Origin of the sequence: uncultured Muribaculum sp., from assembly GCF_910583865.1 — a bacterium.
GTDB lineage: Bacteria > Bacteroidota > Bacteroidia > Bacteroidales > Muribaculaceae > Muribaculum.
Genome location: NZ_CAJTYX010000016.1, coordinates 12361 through 33503 on the forward strand (window position 1 = coordinate 12361; position 21143 = coordinate 33503).

Annotated in this window: 14 protein-coding genes; all 14 read right to left on the reverse strand. The window is 53.7% G+C overall.

The window, feature by feature from the left end:
• Positions 1-2: 2 nt before the first annotated feature.
• The 14 genes from QZ303_RS05165 to QZ303_RS05230 all read right to left on the reverse strand — a co-directional run bounded on the left by QZ303_RS05165 (position 3) and on the right by QZ303_RS05230 (position 21090).
• A complete protein-coding gene (locus tag QZ303_RS05165) occupies positions 3-1412 on the reverse strand; it encodes an ATP-dependent RecD-like DNA helicase (protein WP_295730083.1) in 1410 nt (469 codons plus the stop codon).
• Between the two features lie 60 nt (positions 1413-1472).
• On the reverse strand, positions 1473-2954 hold the full coding sequence (gene cysS / locus QZ303_RS05170; protein ID WP_295730179.1) for a cysteine--tRNA ligase: 1482 nt from the start codon (positions 2952-2954) through the stop codon (positions 1473-1475).
• Positions 2955-2963: 9 nt separating this feature from the next.
• Positions 2964-3290 carry a DUF3467 domain-containing protein gene (locus QZ303_RS05175; RefSeq protein ID WP_295730085.1) on the reverse strand — a complete coding sequence of 109 codons (327 nt, stop codon included), beginning with the start codon at positions 3288-3290 and terminating at the stop codon, positions 2964-2966.
• Between the two features lie 44 nt (positions 3291-3334).
• Positions 3335-4015: a NigD-like C-terminal domain-containing protein gene (locus QZ303_RS05180; RefSeq protein ID WP_295730087.1), complete on the reverse strand. Its 681-nt coding sequence runs from the start codon at positions 4013-4015 to the stop codon at positions 3335-3337.
• On the reverse strand, positions 4012-4695 hold the full coding sequence (locus QZ303_RS05185) for an ABC transporter ATP-binding protein (RefSeq protein ID WP_295730089.1): 684 nt from the start codon (positions 4693-4695) through the stop codon (positions 4012-4014). The genes QZ303_RS05180 and QZ303_RS05185 overlap by 4 nt, the downstream gene beginning before the upstream one ends.
• A complete protein-coding gene (locus QZ303_RS05190) occupies positions 4692-5420 on the reverse strand; it encodes a tRNA threonylcarbamoyladenosine dehydratase (protein WP_295730093.1) in 729 nt (242 codons plus the stop codon). The genes QZ303_RS05185 and QZ303_RS05190 overlap by 4 nt, the downstream gene beginning before the upstream one ends.
• Positions 5421-5455: 35 nt before the next feature.
• Entirely contained in the window at positions 5456-6691 is a 1236-nt protein-coding gene (locus QZ303_RS05195) for a C1 family peptidase (RefSeq protein WP_295730096.1), read from the reverse strand.
• Positions 6692-6856: 165 nt separating this feature from the next.
• Positions 6857-7558 (reverse strand): DUF4919 domain-containing protein, encoded by a 702-nt coding sequence (locus QZ303_RS05200; RefSeq protein WP_295730098.1) that lies wholly within the window; start codon positions 7556-7558, stop codon positions 6857-6859.
• A gap of 20 nt (positions 7559-7578) precedes the next feature.
• Complete coding sequence (locus QZ303_RS05205; protein ID WP_295730101.1) at positions 7579-8112, reverse strand: hypothetical protein; 534 nt, start codon at positions 8110-8112, stop codon at positions 7579-7581.
• 163 nt (positions 8113-8275) lie between these two features.
• Complete coding sequence (locus QZ303_RS05210) at positions 8276-11944, reverse strand: hypothetical protein (protein ID WP_295730104.1); 3669 nt, start codon at positions 11942-11944, stop codon at positions 8276-8278.
• A 17-nt stretch (positions 11945-11961) separates the two neighbouring features.
• Entirely contained in the window at positions 11962-14346 is a 2385-nt protein-coding gene (locus QZ303_RS05215) for a S8 family serine peptidase (protein ID WP_295730106.1), read from the reverse strand.
• Between the two features lie 147 nt (positions 14347-14493).
• Positions 14494-16443, reverse strand: coding sequence for a hypothetical protein (locus QZ303_RS05220; protein ID WP_295730108.1), 1950 nt, complete (start codon positions 16441-16443; stop codon positions 14494-14496).
• A gap of 338 nt (positions 16444-16781) precedes the next feature.
• Positions 16782-18818 (reverse strand): HDIG domain-containing metalloprotein, encoded by a 2037-nt coding sequence (locus tag QZ303_RS05225; RefSeq protein WP_295730111.1) that lies wholly within the window; start codon positions 18816-18818, stop codon positions 16782-16784.
• A gap of 19 nt (positions 18819-18837) precedes the next feature.
• Positions 18838-21090 (reverse strand): RelA/SpoT family protein, encoded by a 2253-nt coding sequence (locus QZ303_RS05230; protein ID WP_295730113.1) that lies wholly within the window; start codon positions 21088-21090, stop codon positions 18838-18840.
• Positions 21091-21143: the final 53 nt, after the last annotated feature.

The following is a 21143-nucleotide window of genomic DNA, read 5'->3' on the forward strand; positions in this document are numbered from 1 at the left end:
TGCTATTTGATTTCCACTGTAGGATTGAACAGATAAAGGCGCTTTGTAGCACGTGTGACGCTCGTATAGAGCCAGCGGTAAAAATCCATCCCCATCGCCTCGGGGGGTATATATCCGAGGTCAACATACACGTCCGACCATTGTCCACCCTGGGCTTTGTGGCAAGTGACAGCATACCCGTATTTCACCTGTAAGGCGTTGAAATACGGGTTTTTCATCGCACGCACCACACGTTGCGAGTCAGTCTCACCGTCAGGAGCGCCTTCCGGATCGGCCATGATGGCGTCAAACAGTTCGCGCATGGCCTGCGACGATACCGAAGCCTCCTCGCTCATGAGGGTGTCGAGCATAATCTTGCACTCCACCGACACCTCACGGTCGGGAAGCCGCAGGACAACGTCGGCAAACCGGCGTCCGTAACGAGTCTCCGAGCCATACACTTTCTCTACAATGGCCATGTCACCGTTGGCGATGAAATCCAGACCCTTTATATCCTTGGTCCAGAAATAATTGTTTTTCCCCACGAGCAATATCTCATCCTCACGCAATTCCTCCTCGTAATACAGAACCGTGGATCGCACCGCCATGTTGAACTCAGTGGCCCGGCGGTTGGATCTCGTGATAAGAATCGTATCGAGCACACCATGCTCCCCATAGCTGCGTGTAAGCATCTCCTCAAGGTCATATGGATCCACCACGGCGACATCGGGAAACGGCGACACGAACAGCTTAGGCGCAGGGAGCTGCGGCTGACGCATGGCCTTGCGCAGCCACGTGGCGTTATACAGTATACCTGAATCCCGGGCCTGGCGCACAGTGGCGGTAAGTACCACACGGGTGACACGAAGGCCGATGTCGTGGAGCACACGCGCACTCATCGCCGGACTCTCCTCGCATCCCACCGGCGGCAACTGTGCGGTGTCGCCGAGCAATATCAGGCGGCAGTTTACGCCGGAATAGACATAGTGGACAAGATCTTCCAGAAGGTTGCTCCCCGCAGGCGAGTCGCCGCCTATCATAGAAGCCTCATCGACGATGAACACAGTGTTGTGAGCACGGTTTTCAGCCACACGCACCGTGCGGCTCTGGGTTATGCCGTTGCCACCCACGTTGTAGATACGCCGGTGGATGGTGTAGGCCTGTTGTCCGGCAAAAGCGCTGAACACCTTCGCCGCCCTCCCCGTAGGAGCCATGAGCACGGTGCCTATCCCCACCCCGTTGAGCGCACGCACCAGAGCCGCACACAGCGATGTCTTTCCCGTGCCGGCATAGCCGTTGAGCAGGAACACGGAGTCGGACGGAGTGGCACGCGAACAGAAACGGGCAAGCGCCGCTATAAGCTCTATCTGCTGTGAGGTAGGCTCATAGGGCACTTGCTCGAGTACGAGCTGCGCAAAGTCCATCACGTCCATCGTTGTCGCGAATCGTTTATAGCAAGACCACGTTTGTAATCGTCAGAGGGGCATTGGAGTTTATTTAAGACTCCACTCGGCGCCCTGCTTGGTATCTTTGATATCGAATCCGGCCTGCGACAGGCGGTCGCGGATAAGGTCGGATGTAGCCCAGTCCTTGGCGGCCTTGGCCTTGGCACGAACCTCCAGAAGCAGATCCACCGCCTGCTCGAAAGGCTTCATGGCATCGGGCTGCGAGGCGCCTTCAACCATCTCGGTGCGTATGCCGAGTATGTCGACCAAAAAGATGCGGAACAGCTCCTTCAGCTCGTTTATATCAGCCTCGGTAAGGGTTGCCGAACCGTCTTTGACCTGGTTGATGATGCGGCATGCGTCGAACAGCGTGGCTATGACGATGGGGGTGTTGAGGTCGTCGTTGAGGGCATCGTAGCAACGCTGACGCAAACCGGCGACATCCGCCATCGACTTGTCGGAAGGTTTCAGTTCCTGCAAACGACGATAACCGTCAAGCATGCGGTTGAGAGCCTTCTCCGAGGCCTGCAATGCCGCGTTGGAGAAGTCGAGCGTGCCGCGGTAATGGGCCTGGAGGATGAAAAAGCGTATGGTCATCGGAGAATACGGCTGTTCCAGGGCCTCGTGCGTGCCGTTGAAAAATTCGTCAAGGGTGATGAAGTTGCCGAGCGACTTGCCCATCTTCTGGCCGTTGATGGTCACCATATTGTTATGCATCCAGTAGTTGACCGTCTCATGACCGTTATGTGCCACCGACTGCGCAATCTCGCATTCATGGTGGGGGAACATGAGATCCATGCCTCCGCCATGTATGTCGAACGTCTCGCCCAGATACTTCTGCCCCATCGTGGAGCATTCGAGATGCCATCCGGGGAAGCCCTCGCTCCATGGCGACGGCCAGTGCATGATATGTTCCGGAGCCGCCTTCTTCCACAAGGCGAAATCGGCGGGATTACGCTTTTCCTGCTGTCCGTCGAGAGCGCGCGTAGTGGCAAGAAGTTCCTCGACATTGCGTCCGGAGAGCTTGCCGTAGTGGAAGTCCTTGTTATACTTGGGAACGTCGAAATACACCGATCCCTCGCTGACATAGGCGTAGCCGCTATCGAGAATCTTCTTCACGTATTCGATTTGCTCGATTATGTGGCCCGAAGCGTGCGGCTCGATGCTCGGAGGGAGCACGTTGAGCGCCTCCATGGCCTTATGGTAGCGGTTGAGATAGTGCTGAACCACCTCCATAGGCTCAAGCTGCTCAAGACGCGCCTTTTTCGCTATCTTGTCCTCGCCTTCGTCGGCGTCATGCTCAAGATGGCCCACATCGGTGATGTTGCGCACGTAGCGCACCTTGTAGCCGAGGTGTGTCAGATAGCGGTAAAGGATGTCGAACGTGATGGCCGGACGTGCATGGCCAAGATGCCCGTCGCCATACACTGTAGGGCCGCACACGTACATCCCCACCCGACCCTCGTGGATCGGGCGGAAGAGCTGTTTTGTGCGTGTGAGACTGTTGTAGATAAGCAGATCCTGCTGTATCATCCTATATCAGGCTTTGAATGAGTTGGGGATGTTGCCGCCGTCGGAAGGATTGCCACCGGCCACGGGACGACGCTGCTCGATTACTCCGAAAGTGTTCTCGTAGCGCTCGATATTGTCGCGGAGGGCAAAGAAAAGGTTCTTGGCATTCTCCGGAGTCATGATGATACGGGCCTGCACACGTGCCTGCGGCGGATTAGGGATCATGTTGATGAAGTCCATCACGAACTCGTTGGGGGAGTGGGCAATCATAGCCAGGTTGGAGTAATGGCCGTGGGCCACTTCGGGTGTAAGCTCGATCTTTATCTCGTTCTGAGGTTTCTGTTTGTTGTCCATTTGATGATATTATTTAGTTTGTTTATATTAAGGTGATTAACTATCTATTTCTTGATAAACACGTAAGTGTCGGCAGGGAGGTTTGAGTCGTTGACATGTATGCGTATCCCCTCGCAGGATGCCTGTCGCCACACCTTCGATACATCGAACGAAGCATAACTCTCGCGCAGATAGTTGGCGGGAGCGCTATCGAGATCGTGCAACAGGTAAAGTTCCGGCCATGGATCAGTGAGGGTGAGCGAATCGACCACGAGACCGAAGTAGCGCGGCTTGTCGGAATAGTCGGCACGCATGCGCAGATTGATGTATTCCCCGGTGCGCCATATGGCGTTGAGGAACACAGCGTCGTGATCCCACCGGTAACGTTCGATGGGTCGTATGATGGCCGTGTCGCAATTTATTGTGCCGAGCGAACGCACCTCCACGGGGCCGGAAGCATACGGGTCGCCCGACTCGGGATAGTAATAGAGGAGAGCCCTGTCGCCGATACGCTCCTTTGCCACCACCACACGCGACGCCGTGAGCGTGACGAGCGGGGAATCATCGTAGCGCTGAAATGTAAACACAGTCCCATCCTGCTCGGTCGAACCGTCGATGGTGACAATCGAACTGTATAGCATACGGTGGTTGTAGTCGTCGCCGTCGGAGGAACACGCCGCCACGCCGCCACACAACAATGTCGCAGCTACAGAGAGCAATGCCGTATGCCACAGATAGGTTTTCATATCCCGAGGTCGTTGATGCGTTTATCAATCTTGAGTATGCGGCCGTCGGACATGTGCACGATGCGGTCGCACGTAGATGCGAGGTACTCGTCGTGGGTCACTATCACGAATGTCTGTCCCATGTCACGGCGAAGTTCGAAGAACAGGCGATGCAGTTCATCGCGGTTGCGAGTATCAAGGCTGCCCGTAGGCTCGTCGGCGAGCACCACGGCGGGCGAATTGACAAGCGCACGTGCCACGGCGGCACGCTGGCACTCTCCGCCCGACAGCTGCGCAGGCTTGTGGGTGCGCCGGTCGTAGAGTCCGAAGTATCTTATCAGTTCCTCAGCCCGCGACATTGCCTTACGGTGGGACATGCCGCCTATCATGGCCGGTATGGCCACGTTCTCCTGCATGGTGAACTCAGGAAGCAGCTGATGGAACTGGAATACAAAACCGACACTCTCGCAACGGAAGCGGGCCAGGCGCGCCTCCTTCATGCCCACGACATCCTCGCCGTCAAACAGCACGGCGCCGCTATCCGGACGGTCGAGAGTACCGACAATCTGCAGCAGCGTGGTCTTTCCGGCGCCGCTCGGTCCTACGATCGACAGCACCTCGCCTTTATTCACGTCGAGCGATATGTCATGGAGCACCTTAAGCGAGCCGTAGCTCTTCGATATGTTGCGGATGGATATCACAGTCTTGTATCAGTTAATTTACTTACGGCATAGGCCCCGAGCATCAGCCCGAACTGTGCCGGAATCCAGGAGACGGTGCCGAACGACGATCGCTTGAAAGCGATTTCGTCGGTAAGCAGAAGCGACGCCTTGCGCGGCTGCTCGGTAGAGCATACCACTTTCAGTCCCTTGTGTATTCCGTCGCGACGCAGACGGTGGCGCACCTCGCGTGCAAGTCCGTCATGGACAGTCTCGGAGATGTCGGCATACTTCACCTTGGCGGGGTCGGTACGTCCGCCGGCACCCATCGAGGAGACTATCTTCACTTTTGCGCGCAGACATTCCTCGACCAGTGCCACCTTGGGGGCGATTGAGTCGATGGCATCGATCACGAAATCTGGATGCAGCTCCTGCAACAGCCCCGGCACATCGTCGGGAGCGACAAAACCACACCGCGCCACTACCAGGCATGCGGGATTTATGTCGAGTATGCGGCGGCGCATCACATCGACCTTGGCCTCGCCGAGAGTTGAAACAAGCGCGGGGAGCTGACGGTTCAGATTGCTCGGCGCCACGGTGTCACCGTCGATGATGGTGATGCGCCCCACGCCGGAACGCGCCAACACCTCGGCGGCATAGGCACCGACACCGCCCACGCCCACCACGAGCACATGAGCACGCGCCAGACGGGCTACCGCCTCATCGCCCAGAAGAAGGGCGGTTCGTGAAAGGGCTTCGGCATCCATATGCGGGAAGGTGTTGAGCGGAAGTGATTAATAAGTCAATTTTTGAACTTGGCGGCGATAGCGGCAGGCACAGCGTCCTTATGCACCATGATATCCATGGTCTTGGCAAGGAAGAAAGGCACACTCACATACATGAACCCGTCGTAAAGCTGGTTGGTGTCCCAGGAATTCTGTATCTTGTAGTATTTGTTTCCCTCCTGATCCTTGGCTATGCCTACGATAACCATACCATGGTCGTCGGTGGTCTCCTTGCGGTCGAACATCTGCTGACGCATCTCCTGGGTAACCTTTATCTCCTCTACCGGGCCTTTGATGTCATAGCGCTCGTCGGCACGATCCTTGTCGGATAGCTGTACCCAGCGCGACAGCTCGGTACCGGAAAGATCCTTGGCACCCTTCTCTACGGGAATCACGGCGTAGCCCTTGCGCCACTTGAAGCCACCTTCGCTCACATCGGCGCCCCAGGCCACGGGATAACCCTTGTCGATAGCATTATCGACTATGGCCTGCAACTCGTCGAGAGGCACGTTCTGCATGGTATCCCACAGCCAGTTGTCGGCTACCTCAAGGGCAAAAGGCTCATAGAACGGATGATGTGTGAAGGAGGCCACCTCTATATAATCGTCCGTGTCGATGCCGAGAGATTCAGCGAAGCTCTTGGGCGTATAGGTCTTTCCCTTGTATTCGAAAGTCTCGGGCAGAGGGCCGAAGTAGCTGTCAAGGATAGCCTCGAAGCCTTTTTCCCACGCCGTGGAAAGACGCTTGTCGCCCGATGACAGCACGGCATCGAGATATGACTTCAACACTTTCGACAACTCGCCGTGGACATGCTTCTCCTCGCCGTAGTTCAATCCGGTATAAGCCTCTTCGGGCATCGCGCCATAACGGGCCATGACGTAAGGCACATCGTGGGCGGCACCACCCTGAGCGAAGTTGATCTTGCCGTCCATGCGCACATACTTGCGCGCCTTGTCGAGATAACACTGACGCACCACGTACATCTCGCTCAGATCCATCTCGGGACCGCCCTTGCGCATGATTTCATCCTCGAAAAACGTGTTGGTGGAGAAGCACCAGCATGTGCCGGACTGGTTCTGGTCACGCACCGGAGTGGTCTTTACCGTCTTTATGTCCTTGAACTTGAATCCTGTGCTGTCAGGCACCACAACTTTGTCGTCGCCTGCGGCTGCACGGGCCATGGCCGAGCCATCCCATGCCGAGGCGTTGAATGCCACGGCCGAAGCCATGACGCAAGCAAGTATATGTTTCATCGATAATGATTGTTATGTTTAGTCTAAAACAAGTGATTCGCGTACTTACCGCAAACCGTCATAATCTCACCGGAGAAGAATGCCATCTCCGAAATATGCGAATTTACAAAATTACTTCCATACGGCAAACACCCGGCGCGTCGGGAAGCTGACGATGACGCACGGTCATTGGTCGGGAAACTTCCTGTTGTACTCCTGAAGGAGATAGCGGACGTCGAAATAGAACCCTTTAGGCCCTTTCTTGTCGGCATCCTTTATGGTTATGTAGTCGTAGTAGGGAGGGCGGTCCTCCTGCGCATCTACCACATGATTCTGGAAGTTTATGAGGTTGTACTCATGCATGGGGTTGATCACTATCCAGGCATTTTCCTCGTCGAGACCTGTGCCGGTAGATATGATCGCCTCCAGCACATGGTTGAGCTTGTACTGCCATATCTTGGCAAGGTTGTACTTCTTCTTCTCCTGGTATGCGTAGATCAGGAATGACATCTGGCGCAGGTCGAAGGGGTCGTCCTTCAGCGACAGCTCGGCGTAATGTATGATGGTGTCGGCCTCCGCAGGCGTGTGCTTGTCGCGCATGTAAAGCTCCTCGGCCTTCTGGCTGTAGCGGCTGCGGCGGTAAGGGTTGTAGTCCTCCTGAAAGATGTAACCGAGATATAGATGCCGGTACTGGTCGAGCGACATGGTAGTGTCGCGCTTCTGAAACTGGCTCATCAGTTTCGGGTAGTAGTACTTCGACTTCGGGTCGTTGACATCCCTCTTTATCTGCTCCATGTCGGGCTTGACAGGCTTGACCTTCTCGGCAACTGCGGAGAAAGATATGCCTATGGCCATGACAGCGGCGGCTATATGAAGTAAACGTCTCATGCTTTCGAATCAATGGGTTGTTACATGTACTGTATGGTGGCCACCGGATGCTGCTCGATAATCCATAGCATGAAGGCTATACCAATGACGGTAGCGGTAACCACTGCGGGGAATCCCTTGGCACAAAGATACTGAAAAAAACGCGCCGACGGAAATCCGATTGGCTTACCGGCGGGAGTGCGCGCGTAGACGTAGCCTCCGGCAATCACACCGACGGCAGCACCTACCACCATCCACAGGTAGGAAAGTCCGGTCATTCCGACCATCATCCCCACAATCGCGCCGATGCCTATATAGGTCATGCCGTTGGTGCACCGCGCGAGATTGCGCGGCTGGAGCATGTCGATAACAAGCACCATTGCCACGGCTATGCCCCATGATGTCATCAGCCAGTCAGCGGGATGGATGACATGGCTCCATTTCATCATCCACAGCCCGGCATAGGCTGTGGCAGAGGCGGGGAAATAGGGTCTCACTATGAGATAGAGCGATACAGCCATAAGGACAAGTCCGATCACGAGCCATATTATGATTATGTCGTTTGCAGTTTCCATATTGTTTATTTGTCGATTCATTATGAATCCATTATCCGACGGACTCATAAGGGAAAACGCACATATGTGGGATTTTGTTGCACCTACCTCAAAACATAAGAAGTCTCCGGACGGCAGCATGTGCCATACCGGAGACTTTATAATGAAGAGAAAAGTGTCAGGATTATTTCACGGCGACCTTACGGCCTCCAACGAGGTAGATACCGGGGGTGAGGCCTACAGTGGCGTCGGCACGGCGCACATTCTCGCGAAGGAGGATGCCCTGGAGGGAGTAGACGCTGACGGGAGCATCGGGGTCAAGAGATCCGTCGGAGAATATATCGTCAATGCCACTAACCGAGGATATGTCGATGTAGTCTGTATAAAGCACAAGGTTGGGATATACGGTATTGGTCATCACGCAGATTACCGGATCGGTATAGTTGACAAAGAATGTAGTGACACCGTCCTTGATGGAATATTCCGGCTCATCGCCGCTCTCATCGCCCTCGGCCACGAGCTTCTCGCCGACAATCTCATTGGTATCGGGATCTACGGAAATCTCCCCGAGATACCATGTATAGACAGTCTCCGTGTCACCGACACGTGCCTGCGAGGAAAGATCGATCTTGTCGCCGACAAGAGAAGCCTCTACGGGAGCCTGGTTACCATAGTAGAACGCCTCGCCCATGGATGGGAAGTCGGCCTTGCGAGGAAGCGAAGCGAATGTAAACCTGTTGCCTACCAACACGAGCGCCTTCAGCACCGACTTAAGCGGTGAAAGGTCAATTTCGGAGAAGTTGTTGCTGATGAGGAGTAACTGTTCAAGACGCGGAGTGGCTGAGACATCGATCGAGGACAGATTGTTTGAGGTGAGATCAAGACCCCATAACTCAGGATTGTCGAGTTTGACTGATGTGAGTTTATTGCGACCGAGAACCGCAGTCTGCAGCTTAGGAGCTTTTGAAAGATCCATCTCCTCGACCATGCTTCCGGTAAACACAAGCGATTGCAGGGCGGGGAACTCGGAAAGGTCGAGCGAAGTGAATCCAGATTCGTCAATACTCAGTTCCTTCATCGATGTCTTTTCAGGGAACTTGACACTCTCGGGAGCAAGACCGGTACCATACAGGCCCAGCATGGTGAGATTTGTAAGTGACGAGCCGTCGAAATCAGACATCCCGATTCCGTCGACCGAAAGGACAGTGATGTCGGAAGGTGTATCGTAGGTGTATAACAGAGCTTTCTTTCCCACTACGGCATGTATGTCAGTGCTGGCTATGAAAGGAGCATTGCCTGTGGTGGTGGGATAATCCTTGAAGTCAATCCCTTCACCTGTCCAGTCCACATACACGTTGCTGACATCCTTCGTGCGGAATCCTATCGTCGCTCCCTCGGCCACGCTTGTCACGGTGAATGACGCAATGACTGTGGTGGGAGCTCCCATGGGAGTGACATCGGTGGTGGAGAGCACATTCTCTCCGGCGAATGCGGGGAATGCGTCATTGGCAATTTCACAATGCACAGGCACTCCGTCGATGGTAAGGAAGCGTGTGAAACCGTCCTTCATTGTATAGTCGGTGCCCTCGGTCAGTACCGAACCGTCGCTCTTCACCCATCTGAACGATGTGGTATTACCGCCTTTTACTATATTTTGGTCGGCAAGCGCCACCGACGGGGCTTTAGAAGCAATCAGAATCTTAGACTGCGGGGCGTAGACATATTCGGCCGGAGCATTCTCGAAGTAAGGAAGGGTAGCCAATGTAAGCTTGTTTCCCGACAGGTCGAAGTGTGCGAGAAAGGGCATTTCTGTAACGCCGCTCAGCTCGGTTATGGCATTGCCGCTGAAATCTAGATATTCGGCATTGGCAAGATAGGCCATATTGACGGCCTCAAGTTTGTTGCCGGAAAGATCGAGATGACGAATATTGTCGTAGTTCTTGAGGTCATATTCAGCGATAAGGTTGTTTGAGAGGTCGAGATACTCGCATCCTATCGTGTTGATGAGCTTGAACGTGGTAATCTTGTTGTCCGCAGCCTCGATGCGCGACAGGAAGTTTTTCTCATAGTCTCCTCCAACTCCGGTAAGATCCAAGGTCGAAAGGGAATTGCCTGATAGATTGAGCGAACGCAGGCAACGGTTGTTGGCAAGATTCACACTGCTCAAACCGCAGCCGGAAGCAGAAAGCGACTGAAGCTCCGTAGCTCCCTTCACGTCGAGCGACAGCAACCTCTGACCGTCGAGGTCAAGAGCCGAAAGCACTTCACCCTCCGGGAGGTAGATATACATATTATAACCGGCAGAAGTACCCGACACGACTGTCGAGGCCTCAGGCGAATCAACGATGATCTCCTTCAGTTCTCCGTCGCCGAAATCGACCATAAGCTTTCGCGGTGACTCAGTCGTAGCACCGTAGACCCCTACCTTGAAGCTGACAGCGGAATTTTTCAACACCATCATGGAGACTATGCGGGAAGGGAGGCCAATCTGGTCGGTGGCCTTGACCATGAAAGGGGTGCTGGTAAGAGTGTAGTCGCTGAGTTCGGAGTTGGCAAACTCCACATATACAGAATCGGCAAATGTCTTATGGAACGTAAGCTTACCATCGGCCCATGTATAGGAATCCACATCGACCTCTCCCGGTTCGGCACCGAGAGGAATGCTCATCACGCGCACATAAGTGTTGCTCCCCTCACGAAGCATTGATGTAAAATCGATAGGAGCCTCCGCAGCCAGAGAACGGCTCACTACATAAGGCTTCTGTGAATAGAAGTATTCATTAAATGTCGTACGGTCGGCAGGGAGCGTCGAGTACGTGAACCTGTTGCCTGTGATGTCAAGACTTCCTATGGCATTGTTGCCGGATATGTCAAGGCTCGGGAGATCATTATAACGGATATATAGAGTCTTGACCTTCGGATTCTTTGACAAGTCGAGCGACGTAAGCTTGTTGTCAGCGGCGGCAAGATACGTAAGCTCAGGATTGTGTGAGAGATCGAGCGAGGTGATCTTCACGTCGGTATTGACCGTTCCCGACGAATGGTCACAGAAAAATTCTGACAGCTTGGGCACTTTCGACAGGTCTATCTCCCGGATACGACTCTCCGCGATGTTGAGATGCAACATGTCGGGCACGGGGGTAAGGTCGAGATGCTCTACAGCAGTAAGCTCTACGGCGAGACTCAAAAGGCCCGGACAGCCCGAGAGGTCGAGTTTGTCGAGCTTCTTGGTTGCGTAGCAGTCGAGGACTTTGAGCTTCGGATAATCAGGTGTGAAACCGGGATCAAGCCAATCGATTATATCGACCTCCAGAATCTGCAGGTCGGGCTTGGGAGCACCGATTATGATGGGGGTCTCCTGCGAGCCGGGGTTATCCGAAAGGTATATGGCCTGGAGGTTGGTGTTTGGTGTAAGGTCAAGTCCTTTAAGCTCGTTGTGCTCAAGGTAGAGTATGTTGAGATTGACACACTTGCTGAGATCAATCTCAGTTATGTAACATCCTGAAGCCTGGATTACATCAATCTTGGTGGCGTCTCCGTAAATCTTTATCTCACCTTTTTCCGACACTCGGGCATGCAGGAGCGACCCGCTCCAGTTGCCTTCGGAGTCGAGATTGGAGAATGTGGCCTCGAACTCCTCGATTCCGAAACCCATGTCTACATCGTAGAACTCGTTCTCCCCGTTGACACCTATCAGGATCGAGAAGCTGTTGGCCTCACCAAGGGTGGCGTAGGCATTGGTCTTTATCGTAATGGCCGGTTCTCCCAATTCGGAGGCGTCCTGGGCAAATGTCCCGAAAGGCATCGACAACGCCAAGGAGCAGGTGAGGGCCATGTTGCGTAATATGCGCATAATCTTTATTTTTTAATTTATTTCACAATCATCTTACGTGCATGTCCGTTGACATTCACTATATAAATTCCTGACTGCATGCCGTCGAGGCTAATCGTCACCTCATCGCCGGATACAGTGCGGCTGAGCACCTTGGCGCCTCCAAAAGTGTAGACTTCCGCAAGCAAGGATGGAGCACCCCCGATGAAGAATGTATAGGCATTCGCGCCTGCCTGCGTCACTATAAGATTTCCCGCCGCATCGTCAGGCGATATGCCGGAGATTGACGACGAACCCTTGCGACGGATCACCTCCTTTATGCCGGCGAGGGCATCGAACTTGCCGGCACCCCATTGCACAGGGTCGCCCGCACGCACGTCGTCATCTACCACAGCCGTGCTCTTTATGATATCCTGCACATCGGCATATGTAAGCGATGGGTCGGCCTCAAGCCAGCAAGCGATGGCACCTGCCACAAGCGGCGTAGACATCGAGGTGCCGATCTCCTGCTTCCAGTAGCTTATGCGACCGTCGTCACCTACGGCCTTGGCCTGATACAGCCGGGCAGCCTGAGTGTCGACACCCTTGATTTCGGTAAAATAGCGGTTGACCGACGAGACGACGGTCATGCCCGGAGCGCACACCGTGGGCAGGTCGCGCCCGTCACGAAGCGTTCCGAACGAGGAGAAGCCGCTCACGCGTCCGAGGGTGAAATAATCGTTGTCGGACTCGTAGCGCGAAGCATAGCCGTCAAGACAGAACCATTCGTTGCGCGTATTATACGAACCGACTACGATCAACTTTTTGCCAATGGCCATGTCCGACACGGATCCGTTTCGCGAACCGTTCTCGAAACCGTCCCGGCCGTAGTCGTACATCTCCGAGGTCTCGCCCGAACAGTAACATTCGACATGAACACCACCTTCCGGAATCTTCTGCCCGGGGGCGATCTTTACCTGAAAGCCGAGGATATAATTGTCATCCCGATTGTTATCAAGATTCTGGATGCCGTAATCAATCATGGCATAGTAGCGGTTCACCTCGGTATCCATCATGCCGCCAAGACCTACCGACCCATAAAAATACTTGGCAAGAGTATTGTCGACCTTGTCATTAGTGGTAAGCCGCAGAGAATCATTGGAAAGATAATATGCCCCAACCCCGTCGCCGATCACAGGCATGCGTGAGGCCACACGGTAGTTGCGTGTCTTGTTGAACAGAAGCGCCTGTACCTCCAGCCTGGTAGTGTCGGAAGAATATATGGCGATACGGTCCTGGCGTGCTGTGACCGAACCTTCTACTTCCGGATCATATTGATAGACCGACGGCCATATCATAGTCTGGAACACATCGTCGGCGGTATTCAGGGTCTTGCGCAGGCATATGCGGCGGTCACCCTCGTTTCCTGCCGAAAGACAAAGGATAGGAGGATTGGGATTGTCCTCGCCCTTGGTGGCTATAAGGTCGAGGAAACGGTTCATGTTGGAACTTTCATCGTGAGGCCCGACATTGGATCCGAGCGACATGCTCAACACCATCGGTTTCTTCTGGTCGAAAGAGTATGAACACATCTGGTCGACGCCATAGGCTATGAACATATCGTTGAGGTCGGCGCATGCCGATGCTGCAAGCGTGGCGCCTGGTGCCGCTCCGCGAAACGGATTCGGAACGTCAACGATAGCCACGGGATGGTCGCGGTCGACAAACGCCGACGCGTCGGGCATAGTGACATCACCCTGGTAGTTGCCACCGAGTATGCCAAGCGTGTGTGTGCCATGGTAGCCGTAAGGAGTGTCGGTGGTGAAATTCTTCACCTCCTCCCCCCAGAAACCGTCATCAGCAAATCCGGAAGGATTGTTGGCATAGTCGATAGTATAGAGGTAGCCCATACGGGTTGTACCGTCGGGATTCAGAAAGCTTACATGGTTGGGGTCGATACCCTGGTCGACCACGGCGGCGATTACACCCTTTCCGGTGTATGGCTGCTCAAGCCCCGAGTCGCCGGAATGCACTCCATCAAGGCCAATGGCAGCACGGGAGCGATCCATATGCGTGTGCAGCCTGCGGGCAATCTGCATACTACGCACCGACGGCCGGGAGGCAAGCATCTCGGCGGAATCAACCGGCACCATGCACAGGGCGATATCGCCACGGCATGTGAGCACCTCGATGCCGTCAGCCTCAAGGTCGGCTACCGAATATCCATCCACGAGCCTTACGAATGCTCCGATTTTGGAACTTACTGCATCATTTGCAACACCCTTGCCAGCCAAAGGCGATGGCGAACGCACGGGACCACGGGCCGGCATGCGCTCCGCACGCAGACGCCTCAGTTCCGAGCGGCTTAGAAGGTCAAGCTCTCCGGCATAGAGGCAACCTCCCCCTATGGCGAAGGCGAGCATGACAAGTAAAGATTTCTTCATTGAATTGCAAGAACTTATATCATGGTTAAATCACATCTCTTTCATGGATTTCCTTTAAGCCAAGAATTCCCGGGGGACATGCCGCAACGTGCGTATGTCCTCCGGAAATACTTGTTTGTCAGGAAATGCAGGCGTAAAGGCAGCCTGTTACTTGACGGCTACTTTCTTGCCGTTGATGATATATATGCCGGCGGGGAGATTTTCGGCATCCGGCATGCGTATGCCCTGGAGGTTGTATACAACCTTTGCAGCGCCTTCAACGTCGGAGGCTATGCCGTCGACGCCGGTTGTGCTCATATCAAGGGCCACGTTGTGGTCGCCTGTGACTGTGAACGAGAAGTTGCCGTCGGCATCGGCGCTTACCGGCTTGCCGTCGACGTTACACTTGATGGTCTTTCCATCATCGGCGGTAGCGGGAATAATCTTCACCGTAGATCCCTTGAAGAGCGACATGCTCGACCAGTCGGCCACGGCACGTGTGTCCACCTCCACGGCGATCTTCGATTCATCTACAGCCTCCGACAGCGTAACGGCCACAGTGGCCTTCTCCGGCTGCTCGTAGAAGATACGCAGGATATCGCCATCGGTCATGGCAGGCTGTCCTTCATAATCATAGTTCCTCATGATAATATATGACAGTTCTTCGGCATCCTTATCGTTGAACGATATGAAAGGAGACCATGGCATGTAACCGTCAGGAATAGGATCAGGATGTTTGACATTTATATCCATCTGCATGGAGAGGTCACTGTAGCAATAGTTGAACACGTTGATCCCGCTCTCCACGGTCATCTCGCCAAAGACCTTGCTGCCATACGTCTCTTTGAAAACCAGGTTCTTAATTGAATTCACAGCAGCAGGATCGACCCATATAAACAATTTTGTATCAGGTTCTTTCACCGCAGACGTGATATACATCTTGTCTCCCTTCTTTATAGTGAAATTACCACCCAGCTGGGTAGATTCATTATCACCATTTACAATGCGCACACTCTTTATGATATTGCCTTCGGTAGGCTCGACATAAAATGAAGTGCCATACTTACTCTCTTTCAGGGTTACTTCATTTACACCGGCAACAAGTTCCATAAGAGTGCCACCCCACTTACCACCATTATAGACATTTACGCGTGCCGGATCATCTACATTAACCTCAAATACAAAGTTTTCAAAGGCATAACCCTTGATCTCAAAGGTATAAGGCTGATCGATGACACCATCCCAATAGGTTTTCTGAGTCGAAATCCCGTTTACGAGGATATCCTCCACATTATAATCCGTGGTATTAAGATTCATCCTCAAAGAAGTTCCGGCATGCACCTGTACACCTTCAAAGAAATTACCCTCAAGATTGGACTGATCATTGTAATTAACGAATCCCAAGAACGCGCCTTCCAAGCCTTCAGGAACTACGATTTTCACAAGATAATCTTCATCAGGGAAATTAGCAGCAATCTCTATTTTGTCACCATCTTTTACGTCTACCTGATATTGACCATACACCTTCTCGACTTTTTCCCCATTGAGCTTTACAAAATTGATAGGATATGCAGGAGAGTTAGCAACTATCTTAATCTGGTTTTCGGTTGCCGGATCAAACTTGACAGTCTGAGAGCCAGAGGTCAATGTGAGATCTCCTCCTAAACCGCCCTTACGAGAAACTCGAACTTTTGAGGGATCGTCAATTGTAATCTCGACTGACGACGTACGCACCTCATCAAGATTCATCGTAGAGATCACATACACATATCCATCGGAATAGGAACTTATCGACGTGCTCCACGAATCGTTTATGGAGTAGGTTTGCTCTACGTCATCTTTCTTCACGGAAGCAATAGCGTAGCCTTCCTTAGCCTTTACATAGGCATAAACGTATTCGTCAGCGCCGACAGTTACTACATTGACATCCTGAACAGGATCTACGAGAGGAGTCTCCACATACCCTCCAGTCGATGTCTCATCGTCCCATACATAAGTGCTGGACACGATATTTACTGCAGCAGGGTTATCGACAATGAATGTCACCGATGCGGCATCGGCTGTTGAGGCAGAGGCCAAAGCCAATACCGATGCAAGAAATGAGTAAATCTTTTTCATATATAACTGATTAGTTTATAAAATTCACGCAATAGTTTTGAATACACGGAACAACATAGCACACACATCACGTTCCCTTTTTCAACAAAGACTTCCGATACTGAAAAAGGATGCGCCCACGGGCATCTCCTCCTCGGTCGGAAAAGCGGTTTTGATTGCTCCCTGTAGAAAATATCACATTATGGCTGCAAAGTTAATCATTTTTATTAATCACAAATAACAATCCATGATTTTATACACCAATTTTACATCACAAAAACATCGCTTGCCGCCTTGATATTGTATGGATGGCAAACGATGCATGGCTGAAAGCCCATTACATCTTCATCACACCGGAGCTATTTTTTCAGTTCGGGATAGCTGACGCGGGCATGGTACATGGTGCGCAGGCGCTCGATGAAGGCCTGCTTGATGATATTCACGTCGCGGAATGACAGCGGCGACTCGTTGTGGAGCCCGTCGGCGATTTGGCCGTCGATGATGCGGTTGACAAGCGCCGTTATCGACTCTTCGGAGTGGTCTTTCAGCGACCGTGATGCCGCCTCGACGGCATCGGCCATCATCAGTATCGATGTCTCGCGCGACTGGGGGTTAGGCCCGGGATAGGTGAAGGGCGCCTCATCGACCTCCTCGCCGGGGTGGGCGTTGACATACGTGTTATAGAAGTACTTTGCCTTCCCCTTGCCATGGTGCTGGCTGATGAAATCGCGCACCACCTGAGGCAGTTTCGACTTCTCGGCACGACGGAGGCCGTCGGTCACGTGGCCTATCACTATGCGTGCGCTCTGCATGGGGTTGAGGGCGTCGTGTGGATTCACGCCATGCTGGTTTTCGGTAAAGAACGCCGGATTGTCGATCTTGCCGATGTCGTGGTAGAGAGCGCCCGTACGCACAAGCTGCACGTTGGCACCCACGCGGTGGGCCGCCTCGGAGGCGAGGTTGCTCACCTGCATAGAATGCTGGAACGTGCCCGGACACTCCTGGGAAAGCTCGCGCAGCAGCGGACTGTTGACGTCGGACAGCTCCACGAGAGTTACCGTAGAGGTGAACCCGAACACCTTCTCAAGCACGAACACGAGCACGTAGGCAAACGAGATGAGCACGGCGTTGATGCCGAACGCTCCGAACATGCGCGTGTTGATCTTATCGATAGTGCCTGCCTGCATCACCTCCACTCCCACATAGGCCAGACAGTAGGCCAGGAAGATGAAGAGTGCGCAACGCACGAGCTGCGAGCGTTTGTTAAGCTCCTTGAGCGAGCATATGGCCGTGATACCGGCTATCCACTGCACGTAAATGAACTCAAGGGGGAAGGCGCTTACAAGCGTGCAGAGCATTATCTCGGTGATATACACGAAAAATGCCGTGCGCCCGTCGAAGAACACCACCATGAGTATGGGCACTATGGTGAACGGCACCATATAGAGACCGCACGTCAGGCTGTCGCCCATGAGATAGGCCATGAGGAGGAAGCCGGTGACAAGCGTCATGATAAACACTATGGCCCTGTTGTCGGAGAATGTGCGCCGCCGGAAATAGAGCAGGAAGCAGTAAAGTGCAGTGAAGATAATTATGACGTACAGTATCTGCCCCAGCACGGGATAGTAGTGCGAATCCACCTGCGACGGCGATTTCTGGCTTGCGATTTTCTCATACGTGCGCAGCAGCGAGTAAAGCTCGGGGGTCACCACGTCGCCCTTGTCGATGATGCGTTCCCCTTGTTGTATCACCCCGCGCGGAGCCATGGCTCTCTGCAGGGCCTCGCCGCGCAGACGATTGGTGGCGGCTGTGTCGCATATGATATTGCTCACCAGAAACTGCGACATGGCGGTGCGCTCTATGGCAGCGCGATACTCGTCACCCTCAAAGAGGCTGTCGATAGCCGCATAGGCGGCACGCGCCGACAAGAGCGTGGAGGTCGGCATCGACATGGCCGTGTTGTCGTGGATGAAACGTATCTGCGGCAGCCTCCCGGAGCGTATCTGCTGGTAGGTCTCCTGGTCGACTATGCCGTTGTCGAGCACCTTGCGCAACGCGTTGATCAGCTTGTTGCGTTCGAGCGGCGACAAACTCAGGTCTGTGGCGTTGACACGTGTGGCATATGCGGCCTGGGCCTGCTTCTCGCGGGAGATGTCGCGCACATACACAGGCACGAAAGAGGCGTCGATGCTGTCGAGCACCCTCTGTGCGCTCACACTGTCGAGATATACCGGCATGTCAGCGGGCGCAGTAAGCAGGCTGTAAGCCCAGGGCTTCCCCATCTCGTAATGGTAGGAATGACGGCCCTTCCTCGGAAGCAGCCACACGACTATGATGACCGCCGCGACAAAGAGCGCGGCACGGAGCAGATTGTATGAGTTGAATATACGACCCATCGATCAATGAATTAGGGAGTTATTCGAGATGATTTACACGTGCGGCACGCTGCACCCCGCGGATGTTCTTCAACTTGGCACACAGATCGGTGATCACTTTGGTGTCATGCACGCGCACCGACAGATCGCAGTGGAACACCTCCTTCTCGGCCTCGATGTCGAGCTTGCGTATATCGATGGCAAGGTGCATCGATATCATCTGTATGATTTCCTGAAGGATGCCGAAACGGTCAATCCCCTCTATGCGCACCTCGGCAAGGAAAAGCCCCTGCTGCTCGGCCCAACGGGTGTTGAGGATACGTTTGCCATAGCTCGCCTTCAGCACCGACGCACGAGGGCATGAAAGAGCGTGCAGCTCGACCTCGCCATCGTCGTTGACCCATCCCATCACGTCGTCGCCGGGCACGGGGCTGCAGCAATCGCAAAGCTTGAAGTTATTGCCGTTTTTCTCATCGCATTGGAGCACATACGTCTCCTTGATATTGATTTCAGGTTTTACGGGAGCCGTCCCGGCAATCTGGAGCTGCGACTTCTTGCCCTTAAGCGGACGCAGTATCTTTGACAGAATCGATGATGATGCCGGCCGGAGAATCTTCACAAGATGTTCGGGCAAAACCGTCTCACCACGCCCAAGTGCAGTGAAAAGCGCCTCGCGATTATCGTAGCGAAGAGTGCCAAGCACCTTTGTTATCACGTCGTTATTGTCCGTTATGCCGTTGTCCGAAAGGTATTTTTCATATATCTCACGTCCTTTTTCAATCACCGGCGCCATCTCCTTGCGCATCAACTGGCGCAGGCGCGATTTGGCCTTGGCGGTGGCAAGATAATTGACCCAATCGGGTTTGGGTGTCTGCGACTGCGACGTCAGAACCTCCACCTGATCGCCGGAATGCAGACGATGGCTGAGCGGCACCAGTTTGTGGTTGACCTTTCCGGCTATGCAATGCATGCCTATCTCGCTGTGAAGCTCGAATGCCACGTCGAGCACTGTAGAATTGTTGGGGAGCGTAAGCAGTTCGCCCTTGGGCGTGAACACCACGATTTCCGAAGCGAACAAGTTAAGTTTCAGCGTATCCAGGAAGTCGATGGCATTAGGCTCAGGATTATCGAGGATGTCCTTGATGGTAGAAAGCCAGGCGTTAAGCTCGCTCTCCTCATCGCCCTCGCCGATCTTGTATTTCCAATGGGCGGCGAATCCAAGCTCGGCGATCTCATCCATGCGTCGCGAGCGTATCTGCACCTCGATCCAGTTGCCGTCTGGACCCATCACCGTGAGATGTAGGGCCTGGTATCCGTTGGCCTTCGGATTGCTGATCCAGTCGCGGGTGCGCTCGGGATGCAGCCGGTAGATGTCTGTAATGGCCGAGTATATCTGCCAGCATATCGACTTTTCCTTTGTCGGGTCGTCGCAGTCGAATATGATGCGCATGGCATAGAGGTCGTAGACCTCCTCGAAAGGCACATGCTTCGTCTCCATCTTGCGCCATATGGAGTAGACCGACTTAAGGCGTGCCTTGGCCTCGTATTTCAGCCCCATTCCCACAAGCTTTTCCTTGATAGGCTCCGAGAAGTCGTTGTAGACGGCCGAACGGCGTGCCTCCGAGGCACTTATCTGCCGGCTGATGCGCTCATATGCGGCCGGATGCTCGTATTTGAAGCTCAGATCCTCAAGTTCCGTCTTTATGGCGAACAGGCCGAGGCGGTGAGCCAGGGGAGCGTATATATATAATGTCTCGCCGGCTATCTTATACTGCTTGTTGGGCGACATGGACCCGAGAGTGCGCATGTTGTGCAGACGGTCGGCCATCTTTATCAGCACTACGCGTATGTCCTCGCTCATGGTGAGGAGCAACTTGCGGAAATTCTCGGCCTGAGCCGATGCCTTATCGCCGAATATGCCTCCTGAAATCTTGGTCAGACCCGCCACGAGCTGCGCTATCTTCTTGCCGAAATGCTGCTCGATATCCTCCACAGTATATTCGGTGTCCTCCACCACGTCGTGAAGCAGGGCCGCGCATATCGACGTGGAGCCAAGTCCGATCTCCTGGCTGGCAATCTTGGCCACTGCTATTGGATGAAGGATATACGGCTCCCCCGAGCGACGCCGTATACCCTTGTGGGCTTCCTTGGCAAAACGGAAGGCGCGCTCTATTATCTCTACTTTCTTCCGGTGGTTGCTCGACAGGTAGCCGTTGAGCACGTCCTGGAATTCGGCTTCGACCATGCGATCCTCCTCTTCGGGAGTGAGCTGGTGCGGTGTTTTCGTTGACATGGGACTGGTTGAAGTCATAGTAATCGGATATGGCGGAAAGCCTGTGGGTATTG